This window comes from Acinetobacter sp. UBA1297 (assembly GCF_002307755.1).
Taxonomy (GTDB): Bacteria; Pseudomonadota; Gammaproteobacteria; order Pseudomonadales; family Moraxellaceae; genus Acinetobacter; species Acinetobacter radioresistens.
In genome coordinates this window covers 107,687-123,461 of sequence record NZ_DBUF01000006.1, presented here as the reverse complement: position 1 = coordinate 123,461, position 15,775 = coordinate 107,687, and the positions used below count along the sequence as shown (strand labels likewise).

Below are 15,775 nucleotides of genomic sequence, written 5' to 3'. Positions count from 1 at the left end.
GAATAATCTAATGATCCGTTCATCTTCATCTGCTCATTATGGTTTTACCTTAATCGAACTGATGGTGGTCATTGTGATCATTGGTATTATGGCATCTCTTGTTGTAATGAATTTGAATGGTATTGATCAGCGCAAAGCAATGCAGGCTAGGGAAGTTTTTTTACTGGACCTGCAGAAAATCAACCGGGAAGCCAATGACCAGGCACGTATACTCGCACTTGAAACGCGCTCAGCTACTGATGTAAATACTTTTGTTTATAACTTGCTCGAATATCAAACTGCGACTGATATGAAAACTACTACTGGGTTTTTAGCTCCTGCACCAGAAAAATGGCAGAAATATAGTGAGTTTCCTTCCCGTCATTTGCCCCCAAATGTCAGCTTTAGTATTCAGCCTCTCGATCATGATTTTCAAAACGCCAGTAATGAAGAGTTATTAGGAAGCCGAGCACCTAAACTGATCTGGCTGGGAAATGGAGAAGTGAGGCCTGTACGCATCCAGTTCTATCTGGAGCAAAGGCCGGTAGGCCATGAAATCGAAATTGATTATTTAGGTAAAATTAGTGAAACCTAAAGGCTTTACATTACTTGAAGTTATGGTTGCGCTAGCAATTTTTGCGACAGCAGCAGTTGCTCTGACAAAAGTAGCCATGCAATATACACAAGCCACCTCAAATGCAATTTTAAGGACAAAAGCGCAATTTGTGGGTATGAATGAAATTGCTCTCATGGAAATGAATCAGGCGTGGCTACAGGGAACAGAGTCTAAACAGGTAACATCTCAAGGTGAAACCTGGCAAATTGACAAACAGGCAGCTTCCACCATCAGTCCAAATGTACAGCGTATTGAAGTACAAATTAGTCTGTTTAATACAGAGCAGGGTAAGGTTGAAAATGGAATTGCGACCTTGGTGTTTTTTAATCATCCACTCAAAGAAAATACTTCATGAAATATAAACGGGGTTTTACTCTGGTGGAGCTGTTGGTCGCGATTGCGATTTTTGCAGCACTCTCTGCGCTGGGTTGGAAGGTCTTTGATTATCTGATCAAAGTAAAAGAACGAAATAGTATACATGAGCAAAATCTTGCCCGGTTACAGGAAGCTTATCAGCAAATCTTACGTGACAGCCTGCAGCTGATTCCATTAACTGCAAATAATGGAGGAGAGTTGCGTCCTGCACTTGAATTAAACGATCAGCATTTTATTTTTAGTAAAGCTGGTGTAACTGATCCTTTGGGCCAGGGGCTGGGGCCTTATGAGCGGATCGAATATCAATACAGTAGTGCAGACCAGAAACTGTACCGGTTAAAATATCAAAACCTGATTACTCCAACCGCTATTCAGCCCCAGTCAAGTGTGCTTCTTGATCAGGTCGAGCAATACCGGATTAGCGTCTTAAATCCTGCTGAACTAAACAGATGGCCTGAAGGCGTATTAGACCCTGCTTCCCAATCAGAACAGCTTAAAATTCTACCGCGCGGTTTTAAAATCAATCTGACTATAAATGGAACTGAATACGAATGGATTTACAGCCTTTTAAATACAGGTGATTTAAAAGAAAAAATAATAAATCCATCTTAAAAGTAAAAAACTGGGGATTACTATGCGGCAGCAACAGGGTATAGCACTTATTACTATTCTGATGATGGTTGCCTTGGCAACCATTCTGGCTGCCACTATTGCCAAGCGGCAAAGTCAGACAGCAGATAATACCGCTTACCTGATGCGACAGGACCAATCTTTACTCTATGCAAAAAGTGCTGAAGCATTTTTCTCTGAAATCCTGCAACAAGACAAAGAAAATGCTGGAGATATTGATCATTTACAGGAAATTTGGGCACAGCCTATGCCCGCCTTTCCCGTAGAAGACGGTTATATTTCAGGTCGTTTAAAAGATGAAAGCGGAAAGTTTAATTTAAATAATTTGGTTAAGGCAGATGGTACGGTTAATCCGGATGCTCAGGCCTGGTTTGAGCGCTTGCTGATCCGTGTTGGTCTGCCTGCCGAACTAAGCCAGGCAGTGATTGACTGGCAGGACCCAGACGATCTGACTATAGGTGCTATGGGCGCAGAAAGCAGTTATTATCAAGGTTTGAATCAACCTCATCTTACTCCCAATACCCGGTTTTTTAGTATTGAAGAGCTGAAGCAGGTAAGAGGGTTCGAAGGAAAAAAATACCAATTGATAGCGCCTTATGTAAGTGCATTACCAGCAGAGACCAAAATTAATATCAATACAGCACCTGCTTTGGTTCTTGCCAGTATGGATGAGAAGCTTGATCTGAATGCTGTCACAGATGCTTTGCAGCGTAAGCAAAGTAATATGGAATACTTTAATGCTACAGGCGATTTGTGGGGACTTGAGCCATTCGATCAGATAAGTGCTACCAACAAAGCACAAGTAAATCTATTGCTAGATATAAAGTCAGATTTTTTTAAAGCTGAAATTGAAGTACGGCTTTCAGAACGTAAACGGCAGTTCACAACATACTTTAAGCGCGATGAAAACCAGATCTATGTATATTTTCGAAGTCTTGCCCCATTTTAGACTGCATGAATTGTGAGCAGTTATAAAAATAGCTGCGAACTACTTTACTTTTGCTTTATAATTAAAAATATTTGCAGTCAATTACCTATTCGGCGCATGTTAATTCGTAAGTTATTTAAGTTTGAAAACGCCCATATCGTGCGAAATTGCACCTCGGATCGCTGTAAGCGTTCGATTCATGGCCATAGCTACAAGGTTGAATTGTTACTCAAGGCTAACCGGTTGGATCATGGACAGATGGTCTATGACTTCGGCCTGTTGAAAGGGGTGATCAAAGATCTTTTCGACAGTTTTGACCATGCCATCTGTTTTTGGCAAAATGATGACCAGGAATATATTGCAGCGTGCAAAAAATTTAGTGCGCGTTGGATAGCTCTGCCTGTTTCACCCTCTGCTGAACAGTTTTCGCGTATTTTCTTCTTTCTAGCCCAGCAGGTTCTAAATTCAACCGTTACCCAGAACGGGGAAGGTGATGTTGAGGTTTACTCGGTAATTGTGCATGAAACAGATACAGGCTATGCACAGAGTTTTCAGGAAGATATAGAAAATAGGCAAATGGGTTTATTACAGCTTGAACAGATCGAATTTTCTGAACAGGTTCAGCAAGAATGGGCCGATCCGACCATGTATGAAAGATTGAAACAGGGTTTAAAATTTGAAAATCCTGGAGTTGAGCTGCAGGTCAAGCTTTAAAACTTCGGATATTTTATTTTGGATAAGACTTTAAGGAAAAAGGCATGCAGTTAACTGAGCAGCAAGATAAAAAATTGAGTAAGGTTCAGTTAGACGAAAGTTGGAAATATGCCTTGGCAGATTTTTTGCTGGGTGCCAAGATGGAACACTTGCGTAACTTCTTGCGAGAAGAAAAGAAAGCTCAAAAAACAATTTATCCCCCAAACCCGGAAATATTTAAGGCATTAAATATGACTCCACTTGACCAGGTTAAGGTCGTAATTTTGGGGCAGGATCCTTATCATGGGCCTAATCAGGCCAACGGGTTGAGCTTTTCTGTACATCGTGGTGTAGGTTTACCGCCATCATTACGTAATATTTTTCATGAACTGCATACTGATCTGGGTGTGCCTGAGCCTCACCATGGTGATCTGACCAAATGGGCAAAGCAAGGCGTATTACTGCTAAATAGCGTATTGACTGTTGAGGCAGGCCAGCCAACTTCTCATCAAAAGCAGGGCTGGGAAGATTTTACCGATTATGTGATTGATGTGGTAAATGAACAGCGGGAACATGTTGTCTTTATTTTATGGGGTGCATATGCACAGCGTAAAGGACAGCGAATTAATCAAGACAGACATTTGGTCTTGAAAGCTGCTCACCCTTCTCCTTTGGCAGCCAACCGTGGTGGTTTCTTCGGTTGTAAAGTATTCTCCAAAACAAATAATTATTTAACACAACATGGCATTGAGCCTATAGACTGGCAGCTGGACGCATGACAAATTCTCCCTCACTAAATTCTTATCATCCTGACTTGGTCGTTGAAGCCGCGGATAATGGCTGGCGTATAGTACGTTTAAATCGTCCGAAATCCTTGCATGCTCTGGATGAATCTATCGTTTCTGCATTACTGAAGGCTTTTGAAGATTTTCAGCATGATGATCAGGTCAAGGCTATCTGGTTAGATTCAACAACACCAAAAGCTTTTTGTGCAGGTGGAGATGTTCGTAAACTACGTCAATTAGTCATTAATCATGAAGTAGATACAGCGAACCGGTTTTTTGAACAGGAATACGCACTGGATTTACTCATTCATAATTATGCCAAACCAATTCTGGTCTGGGGAGAAGGTTATGTTATGGGAGGTGGGCTGGGCTTGTTTATGGCAGCACCGTTCCGGCTGGTCACTCCCTATTCGCGGTTAGCTATGCCTGAGATTAATATTGGTTTATACCCTGATGTCGGTGCAAGCCGTTTCTTGGCAGATCGGGGTCCGATAGGTTTATTTACCGGTCTGACGGGTTCAATTATGACCTCTGCTGGCGCTTATGGCATCGGTTGGGCAACCCATATCTGTGATGCACAGCGTGATGTAGTATTACAAAAAGTCATCAGTATTGATTGGAATCATTATCCTGCAGGAAGTTTCCGTGCGATTGATGATACCTTAAACAGCCTGCACCGACCGGTGGCCCCAGGCCCATTACAGAATTCACTTGATGTGATTCATAGTGTCTGCCGGGGTATAAATTTTGAACAGGACTATCAGGCTATTATTGGTTTAAGTGATGCTCGTAGTGACTGGTTGCGTCAGGCAAGCGAAAATCTGCAAAAGGGCTCGCCTGCCACAGCGGCACTTACTTGGCTGTTATGGCAATGGGGGCGTCAGGTTCATTCTTGGAACGAAGTATTTGAGCTTGAACTTCAAATTTCCAACTGGAAAATCCGCCATCCTGATTTTGTTGAAGGAGTACGTGCACGACTGGTGGATAAAGATTTGTCACCTGAGTGGAAACAAAGTGCCGATTTAAGTCTGCGCAGTATCTTGGGTGATCAACCACCAGTAACCACAAATGAAAGCTGGAACAGACTACTTAAACAATATCAGGTGATTGACTGATATATGCAGCAACATGAATTCGATGATCATTACTGGATGCAGCTTGCCTATGAGCAGGCTGCACTTGCAGCGTCAAAAGGGGAAGTTCCGGTAGGTGCGGTAATTGTAAGTAATAACCAGATTATTGGTGTAGGACATAATCAGCCAATTTTCAAGCATGACCCAACAGCTCATGCAGAAATACAGGCCCTTCGAGAGGCTTGTCAATTAACACAAAATTATCGACTGCCAGATGATACTACTTTATATGTCACTCTTGAGCCTTGTACAATGTGTGTAGGAGCATTAATCCACGCACGGGTGCAGAGAGTGGTTTTTGGAGCTACTGAGCCTAAAGCCGGGTCGCTCGTCAGTGCGCGCCGCTTATTAGAGAGTGGTTATTATAATCATCTATTTCAATTTGAATCAGGCTATTTACAAGAACAGTGTTCACAACAGCTAAGTGATTTCTTTAGAATGCGACGTGAACAGAAGCGTCAGCAGAGTAAACCCTGAACTAATCTCCATAAAATAGATACCATCATGGTTTCAGAACTCTCCAAATTATCAATTTTCAATAAAAAACACAGGAAAGAAAATGGATTATATTGAAGTAAAAAAACAGTTTAATGCGCCTGTATCCGAAGTCTTTGAATTGCTCTCCAAGCATTCAACATATAATACAGCATTTGCACCTATACAGGTCGTGCGTAGTAAAGACTCAGCTGATCCGCAGCGTCCGGACGGGGTCGGATCAGTTCGCCGTATGGGATATGGACCAGTTAAACCTCTGCAAGAAGAGATTACACTGCTTGAAGAAAATAAGTGTATTGAATATAAGATTATTAAAAATCCTTTAATCCGACATCATTTAGGCCGAATTGAGTTTGAAGAACTAGCAGGAGATAAAACTTTAGTGCGCTACCGGATTGAATTGCAGGCAAAGGCACCGTTTGTCAGTAAATTAATACTTGCACAGCTTAAAGGCGCGATTACACTAGGTCTCTCAAAGTTAGCAAAATCAGTTTCTTGATGGAAAATTAATGACAGTTCAAATTATTACTATCGATGGTCCAAGTGGTTCAGGAAAGGGGACATTAGCAGCGAAGCTCGCCGAATATTATGGTTATCATTTACTTGATTCGGGAGCCTTATATCGACTTTTAGGGCTGTCATTACATAAACGTGACCTGTTTGAAGAATTGGAAAGCAACCTGGCTGTCTGTGCAGATATTGCTGCACAGTTGAATATACGCTTTAAAAGCACTGATCAGGGCACGAAAATCTATTTAGATGATGAAGATGTTACTCAGACTATTCGTACTGAACGGGTTGGAGAATATGCCTCAAAAGTAGCTGCTGTGCCAGAACTGCGCGCAGCCCTGTTTACACGGCAGCGTGATTTTGCACAGCAGCCTGGCCTAGTTGCAGATGGTAGGGATATGGCTACAACTATCTTTCCTGAAGCGCAGGCGAAAATCTATCTGACTGCATCTGCCGAGTCGCGTGCAGAGCGCCGCGTAAAACAGTTGCAGGGTATGGGGCTGGATGTTAAAATAAGCGACATTTTAGCTAATATACAGGCGCGCGACAAAAGAGATATGGAACGTGAAGTTGCTCCTCTTAAGCCTGCACCAGATGCTTATATTATTGATAGCTCAAATTTGAGCATAGATCAAGTGTTTAAGTTGATGGTCGACTATGTCGATGCCCGATTAGCGCATTAAAGAATATCAACAGAAGCATAGCTTGATCAGTTCTTATGGACTATGTGGATGTTTAACTAAACCGGCCTTGTCTGATCCAAGACCGTTGACTTTATCAGGTATATCATGACCGAATCTTTTGCAGCCCTCTTTGAAGAAAGCGAATTAAACCTTAACGTTGAAAAGGGTGCAGTCATCCAAGGTGTTGTAGTAAGCATCGATGCTGACTGGATTACTGTTGACACTGGCCTTAAATCTGAAGGCGTTGTTGACCGTGCTGAATTTTTAAATGACCAGCGTGAACTTGAAGTTCAAGTTGGTGATACTGTAGACGTTGTTGTTGAAGCTCTTGACAACGGTATGGGCCAAACAGTTTTATCACGTGAAAAAGCAAAACGTGCTGAAACTTGGACTAAACTTGAAAAAATCTTTGAAGACGGCGAAATCGTTACTGGTGTTATCTCTGGTAAAGTTAAAGGCGGTTTCACAGTTGATATCGGTCCAGTTCGTGCGTTCCTGCCGGGTTCTCTGGTAGACACTCGTCCGATCCGTGATACAACTCACCTTGAAGGCAAAGAGTTAGAATTTAAAGTAATCAAACTTGATGCTAAACGCAATAATGTTGTGGTATCTCGTCGTGCAGTAATGGAAGCTGAATCTTCAGCTGACCGTGAAGCTCTTCTTGCTCAGCTTGAAGAAGGTCAAACAGTTACTGGTACGATCAAAAATCTTACTGACTACGGCGCATTCGTTGACCTGGGCGGTATTGATGGTCTTCTACACATCACTGATATGGCTTGGAAACGCATCAAGCACCCATCAGAAGTGGTTGAAGTAGGGCAAGAAGTTACTGTTAAAGTGCTTAAGTTTGACCGTGAGCGTAACCGTGTATCTCTAGGCCTTAAACAGCTTGGTGAAGATCCATGGATGGCGATCATGAACCGTTATCCTAAAGGTTCTATCGTTAAAGCTCGTGTAACTAACCTGACTGACTACGGCTGTTTCGCTGAGATTGCTGAAGGCGTTGAAGGTTTGGTACACGTTTCAGAAATGGACCATACTAACAAGAACATCCACCCATCTAAAGTTGTTCAGATCGGTGACGAAGTTGACGTTATGGTTCTTGAAGTGGACGAAGAGCGTCGTCGTATCTCTCTTGGTATTAAACAAACTCGTGCTAATCCATGGGAAGAGTTTGCTAAGAACCACGACAAAGGTGAAAAAGTTTCAGGTACAATCAAGTCAATTACTGACTTTGGTATCTTTATCGGTTTGCCAGGTGGTATTGATGGTCTGGTTCACCTGTCTGACATCTCTTGGAATGAACAGGGCGAAGAAGCAATCCGTCGTTACAAGAAAGGTGACACTGTTGAAGCCGTTATCCTATCTGTAGATGCTGAAGGCAATCGTATCAGCCTAGGTATCAAGCAATTAAACAGCGATCCGTTCAATGATTTCCTTGCTGCTAACGAACGTGGTGCTTTGGTTAAAGGTACTGTAACTGCTGTTGATGCTCGTGGCGCAACTGTGAAGTTGGCTGACGAAGTTGAAGCTACTCTGAAAGCTTCTGAAATCAACCGTGATCGCGTTGAAGATGCAACTAAATTCCTTGAAGTTGGTCAGGAAGTTGAAGCGAAGATCATCAATGTTGATCGTAAATCTCGCTCTATCAACCTGTCTATCAAAGCGAAAGATGAAGCTGAAGAGAAAGAAGCTGTAGCTAACCTGCGTCAGACTTCAACTAATCAAGACAATGGTCCTAAGACGATTGGTGACTTGATCAAGGCTCAAATGAAGTAATATGTAAAAAAGGACATAGTAGTGTAACTACTTAGTACTTTTTATACAAATACTGTAAACGGTAGCGTAGTATTAGTGTACTGCGCTACCGTTTTGTATTTAAACAGGTTATTATCTGCAAGAGTTAGAGTAGCTTGATAACTTAAGAGGTCATAGATGACTACTGAAGCACTTAATAAATCCGATTTAATAGAGCGAATTGCACTGAAAAACCCGCATTTGGCTGAACCTCTTGTTGAAGAGGCCGTAAAAATCATGATTGATCAGATGATTGAAGCGCTGTCTACAGACAATCGTATTGAAATACGCGGATTTGGTAGTTTCGCATTGCACCATCGTGAACCACGTGTTGGCCGTAATCCTAAAACTGGTAAAGCGGTAGAAGTTGCAGCGAAAGCCGTACCACATTTTAAACCGGGTAAAGCACTCCGTGACGCAGTAAACGAATCTGGCAATAAATAAACTTAATCATGTGGGGTGTTTATGCGTTATCTCTTAGTCGCCTTATTAATTATTGTATTTGGTTATGCACTTGCACTCGTACTGCAAAATGGAACCGAACTTTCAGTTGACTTGTTATTTACACAAGTACCGGCTATGCGTTTGGGACTTTTACTATTATTGACCCTATGCTTGGGAATCATTGCAGGTTTGCTTCTTAGTGTGCAAGTATTCCGCGTATTTCAACGCAATTGGGAGATTAAACGCCTTCGCCAAGACATTGAGCATTTACGTAAAGAACAGATTCATACTGCTCAGCTAGCAGCTGCCGAAGCCGCAGCAAGTGCCCGACATGAAAAAACAGTTTTAGATATTAATTCGGAAAGCCAGAATCGTACACCATTATAATTTTTCTAGTTTAACTCTTATAAAATCCAGCTGATTTTATAAGAACCTTAAAAGCTCTTTATTGGAATAAAGAGCTTTTTTTGTTTATGCAAAGCCTATATACCTCAACATACCTGTAACGGTCATTGCAATCATAATGACTATGATAAAAGAATACTTTTTCCATGCAAATACGACTGCAACTAAAACTCCGACTAATTTACTCATGCCACTAAAATGATCTTCAGTAAATAGTGTATTGAATAACGCTAAGCTAAACAGAAGCACACAAGCAGAGTCTGCAAAGAGCTGTTGATGAGATTCTTTAAATGTAATGCGACTGGCTAAATAGAACCCAGAATAACGAATCAGATAGGTACCTAATGCAAGAATTATAATCGCTATAAATATATAACTTTCACTATATTTCATTTTGTTTTTCGTCCTATTATTAAACCAAACATAGACACCAAAACAGGAAGACCTGTTGGAAGTAAGGGAATAGAGGCCAAGGAAAGTGATGTACCCAGAAATACTCGATTTCGTGTGGTTTTATTCTTGAGCATTGGTAGGATTAAGGCAAAAAGAATGGCTGGGAATGCTGCATCAATACCAAAAATATAGATATCTGGAATATTTTTGCTAAGCAGATAACCGATAAATACACCAAGCGGCCAAAGCATGCTGATGCCTAAACCACACATCCAGTAGGCCCACTTTTTTGAACGAGTATTTTCTTGGCTGAGGCCGAACATGACACTCTCATCATTCATAATATGGCAAGCAAAAAATTGATAAGTATTTTTTTCAATAAAAGTAGCAACTGATAGGCCAAAAGGGAAATGCCTTAAATTAATTAATATACCGGTCAATGCAGCAAAGATTGGATTGGCACCTGATGCAATCAAACCAATGAAGGTAAACTCTGCAGCGCCTGCCAATACAAATATAGATAAAGCTAGAGGAATCCATAAAGGTATATGGAAACTGGCTGCAATCGACCCTAAAGAAATGCCTACAATACCGGTTGCCACCGAGATAAGTGTGATAGTTTTAACTAATTTGTTTCGCTCTTCATTGCACATCTTTTGTTTTCTATATCAAACGATCGTACGATATAATAGTTTAATTTTATATTGTTCGTCAAAACGAACATTTGTTTTTTATGGTGAATTATGACATTACCTATTGAGATAGTGGCTAAAGGACTACAAAGAGAAAGACAAAAAGCGGGATTGTCATTGACAGAGGTAGCCCGCCGCGCAGGTATTGCCAAATCAACCTTATCTCAACTGGAAGCTGCGCAAGGAAATCCAAGCTTGGAAACATTATGGGCTCTATGTGTGGCTCTAGATATTCCATTTGCAAAATTAATGGAGGCTAATACTGCACAAACACAGGTTATTCGTTTTGGCGAAGGCCCATCCGTCAGTTCTGAAATTGCTCATTATCAGGCAATATTACTGGCAAACTGTCCCACAGGTGCCAGACGAGACGTTTATATCCTTACCACACATCCAGGCGAACCGCGTTGCAGTCAGCCACATCCAATCGGAAGTATAGAACATATTATTATTATGAAAGGTAAGGCTAAAGTAGGCTTGGTTTCAGAACCGATTGTGCTTAATGAAGGGGATTACATTTGTTATCCTGCCGATCAGGCTCATATTTTTGAGGCCTTAGAACATGATACGAGAGCTATTCTGATCTCTGAACAGAGATAAATATGTTTTAGAAAAGATAACCAGGCTTTTTTGCATTATCAATATATTCCTGCTTTGAGCATGGCATGAATCACTTTATAATTGGCCGATTTTTATAAGATGGAATTAAACTTGTGAGTATTATTGTTGCCTTAGATGCAAAAAGCCAATATGACGCCCTGAAAATTGCAGATCAACTTGATCCATCACTGTGTCGTGTCAAGGTGGGCAAAGAGCTTTTTACTCATGAGGGTCCATCAATTATTAAAAACTTACAAAATAAAGGTTTTGAAGTTTTTCTTGATTTAAAATTTCATGATATCCCGAATACTACAGCTCAAGCAGTGTGTGCCGCCGCTGATCTTGGGGTCTGGATGGTAAATGTTCATGCTTCAGGTGGCCGTAAAATGATGGAAACCTGTGTAGAGCGATTAAAAGCAGGACAGTATCCTACCCAACTGATTGCAGTAACAGTACTAACCTCACAGACACGTGATGATTTGCGTGATATTGGTTTAGATATTGAGCCTTTTGAGCAGGTTAAACGCTTGGCAAAACTTACTCAGGAAAGTGGTCTAGATGGTGTCGTCTGTTCTGCCCAGGAAGCTCCACTATTACGTAAGGAACTAGGACAAGATTTTGCACTGGTTACTCCCGGTATCCGTCCTGCCGGTTCAAGTGCGGATGACCAAAAACGTATCGTGACTCCAAAACAGGCTATGCTTGATGGTTCAACCCATTTAGTAATTGGGCGTCCAATTACACAATCGACTGATCCTGCCGGAGCCTTAAAAGAAATTCTAGCCAGCTTATAATTGAGTAATCCTAAGTTTAACTACTGCAGACAAAGCTGATCACTAGTTTATTAGCTTTGTTTTTTGGGCATAACCTTCTGAGGATTTAGATCAAGTACAAATAAATTCAAACTTATATTTTTTATTTTATAAAAATATAAAAAAGCTTATAAGTAGAGGTGCCAGTAAAGTCAAGATTAGGCCACTCATCATGGCATGAGGAACATAATGAGTCCCGCAAGACTGTTTGACCATGGCAAGTGTTACATCCATGGAAGTTGCTCCTGCACTAGAAATTGCCGAACGCGGAAAACGCCAACCGATACAATACATCAGTAAAATTGCAAAAACTTCCCTGAAAAGATCAGTGAGCAGGGCAATACTACCAAGCTGTGGAGAGTGAATCTGACTCAGCAGGATGCCAGACATTGAGTACCAGCCATAACCTTGAGCTAAGGCCAGAATTTCATTCGCTGTGTAACTCTGTAATAAAGGAATACATAATAATGCAGCCAAGCCAGAACCAATAAAAGCCGCTAATGGAACAACCAAAATTTTCCAGCTTAACCAGGCACGGTCAAAATGGGTATGAGCCAGCTCCACACCAATTAGTAAAATAAAAACCAGTAATAGATACCAGCTGTTAAAAGAATATTCGTTTCCAGATAATTTAATCAGCCAGCCAATGCCTGCACCCGCCATTAGAGCCAGCAGAGCATAACTGATATTCTTAATTGCCTTTAAAAACAGGTGTAAGGAAATTGAACCTTTGACACTGCTACGGTCTAGCCATTGATAAGCAAATAAACAGACAAAGAAAGATCCTAATGAGGTCAGTAGAGCAATTAATAAGGCAGGTTTTAAAATATATAAAGGATGCTGTAACTGTTGTAGAGCTTGAAAAAGTTCAAGTGATACACTTATTAATAGCAGATAAGAAAAATATGGCAAAATTTTGAAAATAAATTTTTGTACAGGAACAGGTAATTTTTTTGCAGATAAAAAGCCTAAAATCAAGGCTAAAAAAATTTGTAAAACCAGAATAAGAGAAGTCATGAATAAGCAGATGCAATCAACACCTGCTTATTATGTCAGGGAAAAATTCAAGCTGCACGGCTTATGGTGCTATTTCCCAAAAAATGATAATCCGACGGATTTACCTTTCGGGTTTCTAGCCAGTATCGCCAGGTGTAAGTAGGCCATAGGGAAAAGTTTTTGCCGCCATTTTGCTGATACCAGCTGGTGCAGCCAGACTGCCAGACTGTACCTCTAAGCATGTCTTGGACTCGATGATTAAATTGATCCTGTACTTCGGCTTTAACGACGACTGCCTGAGTATGAGTTTTTTCAACCAGCTGAATCAATTGCAAGATATGCTCGATTTGAGATTCAATCATAAACAAAACGGAATTATGCGCCAAAACAGTATTTGGACCTAATAACTGAAACAGATTTGGGAAACCTTTGGTACTTACTCCATAATAGCTTTCAGCGCCATCTTCCCAAGCCTTTGCTAATGATTGATTATGCTGGCCAATGCATGGAAAATTCTTTAGGTAAACACGGGGATCAGTGATAAAACCTGTACCATAGATCAGGCAGTCAATTCTTCGGGTCTGACCATCCTGAGTAATAATGCTGTCTTCAGTAATCTCCCGAATCTTATCAGTTACAAGTTCAACATTGCTCCGGTTGAAGGTGGGATAATATTTATTTGATACCAAGATGCGTTTACAGCCCATAATATAATCAGGTGTAAGTTTCTTGGCGATAGTTTTATCTTTAACCTGGAATCGTATAAAAGCGCGGCCTAGTTTTTCTACATAGCGCATAGCAAATGGCTGCACAATTGGAATAACCCGTGATTCATTTGACCAGTACAGCCGGATCCGATGTAATTTCCTGAACCATTCCTGCTGAGCAAAAAGGTTTTTCTCCAACTGGCCATATTTGCGTTCGTCGCGTGGAATGACCCAAGCTGCACTACGCTGCATTACATAGAGCTGTTTCACCTGTGAAGCTATTTCTGGAATATATTGAATGGCGCTGCCACCTGTACCAATCGATGCAACTGTTTTACCTGTCAGATCATATTGATGATCCCATTGTGATGAATGGAAAATTTTCCCATTAAATTTTTCAATACCTTTTATTTTGGGAATCTGCGGTACATGAAGCGGCCCGGAAGCAAAAATCACAAATTGGGCTTCTATATTCTCCTGCCTATCAATTTCAATACGCCACGTATTTAACTGTTCATTATAAAAAGTTCCAGTGACTTCTGTATTGAATTGAATATATTGACGCAGTTGATAGTTTTCAGTAAGATCTTGTATATATTCAAAAATCTCTGGTGCCTCGGCATAACGCTTTGACCAGTCTGTTTTTGGCGCAAAAGACAGAGAATACATGTGTGACTGCACATCACAGGCAGCTCCCGGATAGCGGTTTTCGCGCCATGTGCCCCCTACATCTCCTGTTTTTTCAATAATAATAAAGTCATCAATGTTTTGCTGTAATAACCGAATTGCGGCGGCTAAACCACCAAATCCCGCACCAATAATTGCAACTTTTACTCTGCGTCCAGTTACAGGTTCTATATTATTTTTCTGCATTCTCTGCTAAGTCCGTTCTATTTTTATACAGATTATACAGCTTTGCTTATATTGGCCCATGATAGCAGCGACATAAATATTGATAGATTCGGCAATTAAAAAGATGAGATTTTTATAGTAAAACAGACAGGTCAGGGTAAATTGAATTATTCATGAAGCGTTCTATTCTCGGTTTGATGTATTTAATACAAGGTATGCGTAACGCTGGAATTGATGTTGATTCACGGCTCGCAACAATTGGTATCAAGCCGGATGCTTTGGATCCGACTTCTATTATTCATCCCAGCTTGGAATGGGATATACAAAAAGTTGTGGGTGAAGGGGTAAAGCCTGAAACAGGACTATTTATTGGGCAGCATTACGCGCTTGCCGGTTATGGCCCTTTGCTGATGCTCCTTGTAACCAGTAATAATATCCAGACTGCTCTTGAAAAGGGGATCCAATACCAGGGTCTTACTCACCTATTTGGAACTTTAGGCCTTGAAGTCATGACTCATCAGGTTGCATTGACATATTTGCCAGTAGACCTGAACTCAGATATGGGATTGCTACGTGCCCAATGCGAAATTTCGGGAACTTATAAATTTATTCAAGATATTTATAAAATGATGGGACTGGTTGCACCTACTTTAAGAGTTGAGTTGCCTTTTAAAGCACCTGAAGATAAAGAGCAATTACAGCTGTATCAGAATTATTATGGTGCAGATCTGCACTTCGGTTTTAAGCAGGCGAAATTTGGATTAAATTCGCAAGTACTTGAAATCAAAATTCCTTCTGCAGATCCAATTACCCATCGGGTTTATGAAGCTAAATGTATTAGTGAGCTACAACGTTTAAATCATGATGATGCAATACCTTCACTTATTCAGCGTGTACATGACTATTTAGAGCTGCAAAAGGGGGTAATTCCTACTATGGCAGAGACTGCACAAGCACTTGGTATTCCAGAACGTACCTTGCGCCATCAGCTACAACAGTTCAATACCAGTTATAAAGAAATTAGAGAACAGTTGATTAAAAACAAAGCATTAAAACTGATTGAATATAAAGAGTACTCAATTGAGGTTATTGCTGAGTTACTAGGCTATTCAGAACCTGCCGCATTTAATCATGCCTTTAAGCGCTGGTTCGGACAAAGCCCAAGACAATATAGTAAATAGCCTAAGTCGGCTTATGCCAAAGTTTTATATGTTTCACTATATTCTTCGTTATACTTCCCATTAGCCCAT

At 40.8% G+C, this 15,775-nt stretch carries 20 protein-coding genes; 16 read left to right on the top strand and 4 right to left on the bottom strand.

Annotation, left to right across the window (positions count from 1 at the left end):
• Positions 1-10 precede the first annotated feature (10 nt).
• From B3R63_RS02235 to B3R63_RS02175, 13 genes are all read left to right on the top strand, one after another.
• Positions 11-574 (top strand): type II secretion system protein, encoded by a 564-nt coding sequence (locus tag B3R63_RS02235; protein WP_286728190.1) that lies wholly within the window; start codon positions 11-13, stop codon positions 572-574.
• A complete protein-coding gene (gene gspI / locus B3R63_RS02230) occupies positions 564-950 on the top strand; it encodes a type II secretion system minor pseudopilin GspI (RefSeq protein WP_005025576.1) in 387 nt (128 codons plus the stop codon). The genes B3R63_RS02235 and gspI overlap by 11 nt, the downstream gene beginning before the upstream one ends.
• Positions 947-1,582, top strand: coding sequence for a type II secretion system minor pseudopilin GspJ (gene gspJ, locus B3R63_RS02225; RefSeq protein WP_286728189.1), 636 nt, complete (start codon positions 947-949; stop codon positions 1,580-1,582). The genes gspI and gspJ overlap by 4 nt, the downstream gene beginning before the upstream one ends.
• 22 nt (positions 1,583-1,604) lie before the next feature.
• A complete protein-coding gene (gene gspK, locus B3R63_RS02220; protein ID WP_286728188.1) occupies positions 1,605-2,549 on the top strand; it encodes a type II secretion system minor pseudopilin GspK in 945 nt (314 codons plus the stop codon).
• A 96-nt stretch (positions 2,550-2,645) separates the two neighbouring features.
• Positions 2,646-3,242, top strand: coding sequence for a 6-pyruvoyl trahydropterin synthase family protein (locus B3R63_RS02215; protein WP_005025581.1), 597 nt, complete (start codon positions 2,646-2,648; stop codon positions 3,240-3,242).
• Between the two features lie 44 nt (positions 3,243-3,286).
• Positions 3,287-4,000, top strand: coding sequence for a uracil-DNA glycosylase (gene ung / locus B3R63_RS02210; protein ID WP_286728187.1), 714 nt, complete (start codon positions 3,287-3,289; stop codon positions 3,998-4,000).
• Positions 3,997-5,121, top strand: coding sequence for an enoyl-CoA hydratase/isomerase family protein (locus tag B3R63_RS02205; protein ID WP_111280930.1), 1,125 nt, complete (start codon positions 3,997-3,999; stop codon positions 5,119-5,121). Before ung ends, B3R63_RS02205 begins: the two co-directional genes overlap by 4 nt.
• Positions 5,122-5,124: 3 nt before the next feature.
• Positions 5,125-5,616 (top strand): tRNA adenosine(34) deaminase TadA, encoded by a 492-nt coding sequence (gene tadA / locus B3R63_RS02200; RefSeq protein ID WP_286728186.1) that lies wholly within the window; start codon positions 5,125-5,127, stop codon positions 5,614-5,616.
• Positions 5,617-5,698: 82 nt separating this feature from the next.
• Entirely contained in the window at positions 5,699-6,133 is a 435-nt protein-coding gene (locus B3R63_RS02195; protein ID WP_286728185.1) for an SRPBCC family protein, read from the top strand.
• Positions 6,134-6,143: 10 nt separating this feature from the next.
• On the top strand, positions 6,144-6,827 hold the full coding sequence (gene cmk / locus B3R63_RS02190) for a (d)CMP kinase (protein ID WP_005014688.1): 684 nt from the start codon (positions 6,144-6,146) through the stop codon (positions 6,825-6,827).
• Positions 6,828-6,932: 105 nt separating this feature from the next.
• Positions 6,933-8,606: a 30S ribosomal protein S1 gene (rpsA, locus tag B3R63_RS02185; protein WP_005014687.1), complete on the top strand. Its 1,674-nt coding sequence runs from the start codon at positions 6,933-6,935 to the stop codon at positions 8,604-8,606.
• A gap of 156 nt (positions 8,607-8,762) precedes the next feature.
• Complete coding sequence (locus B3R63_RS02180; RefSeq protein ID WP_248131003.1) at positions 8,763-9,068, top strand: integration host factor subunit beta; 306 nt, start codon at positions 8,763-8,765, stop codon at positions 9,066-9,068.
• Between the two features lie 21 nt (positions 9,069-9,089).
• Positions 9,090-9,455: a lipopolysaccharide assembly protein LapA domain-containing protein gene (locus B3R63_RS02175; RefSeq protein ID WP_286728184.1), complete on the top strand. Its 366-nt coding sequence runs from the start codon at positions 9,090-9,092 to the stop codon at positions 9,453-9,455.
• 84 nt (positions 9,456-9,539) lie between these two features.
• On the opposite strand, the gene B3R63_RS02170 is transcribed toward B3R63_RS02175, so the two are convergent.
• Positions 9,540-9,866, bottom strand: a complete 327-nt coding sequence (locus B3R63_RS02170; protein WP_005025594.1) for an AzlD domain-containing protein — start codon at positions 9,864-9,866, stop codon at positions 9,540-9,542.
• A complete protein-coding gene (locus B3R63_RS02165; protein WP_286728183.1) occupies positions 9,863-10,519 on the bottom strand; it encodes an AzlC family ABC transporter permease in 657 nt (218 codons plus the stop codon). The genes B3R63_RS02170 and B3R63_RS02165 overlap by 4 nt, the downstream gene beginning before the upstream one ends.
• A gap of 90 nt (positions 10,520-10,609) precedes the next feature.
• Here B3R63_RS02165 and B3R63_RS02160 point away from each other — a divergent pair, with 90 nt between their 5' ends.
• Together B3R63_RS02160 and pyrF are read left to right on the top strand one after the other, a co-directional pair.
• Positions 10,610-11,158: a helix-turn-helix domain-containing protein gene (locus B3R63_RS02160; protein ID WP_005014681.1), complete on the top strand. Its 549-nt coding sequence runs from the start codon at positions 10,610-10,612 to the stop codon at positions 11,156-11,158.
• A 113-nt stretch (positions 11,159-11,271) separates the two neighbouring features.
• Positions 11,272-11,952, top strand: coding sequence for an orotidine-5'-phosphate decarboxylase (gene pyrF, locus B3R63_RS02155; protein ID WP_248122224.1), 681 nt, complete (start codon positions 11,272-11,274; stop codon positions 11,950-11,952).
• A 126-nt stretch (positions 11,953-12,078) separates the two neighbouring features.
• Here pyrF and B3R63_RS02150 read toward each other — a convergent pair whose 3' ends face one another.
• Entirely contained in the window at positions 12,079-12,987 is a 909-nt protein-coding gene (locus tag B3R63_RS02150; protein WP_119878683.1) for a lysine exporter LysO family protein, read from the bottom strand.
• A 47-nt stretch (positions 12,988-13,034) separates the two neighbouring features.
• On the bottom strand, positions 13,035-14,546 hold the full coding sequence (locus B3R63_RS02145; protein ID WP_005405558.1) for a flavin-containing monooxygenase: 1,512 nt from the start codon (positions 14,544-14,546) through the stop codon (positions 13,035-13,037).
• A 152-nt stretch (positions 14,547-14,698) separates the two neighbouring features.
• On the opposite strand from B3R63_RS02145, the gene B3R63_RS02140 reads away from it, so the two are divergent.
• A complete protein-coding gene (locus tag B3R63_RS02140; RefSeq protein WP_005014677.1) occupies positions 14,699-15,706 on the top strand; it encodes a helix-turn-helix domain-containing protein in 1,008 nt (335 codons plus the stop codon).
• Positions 15,707-15,775: the final 69 nt, after the last annotated feature.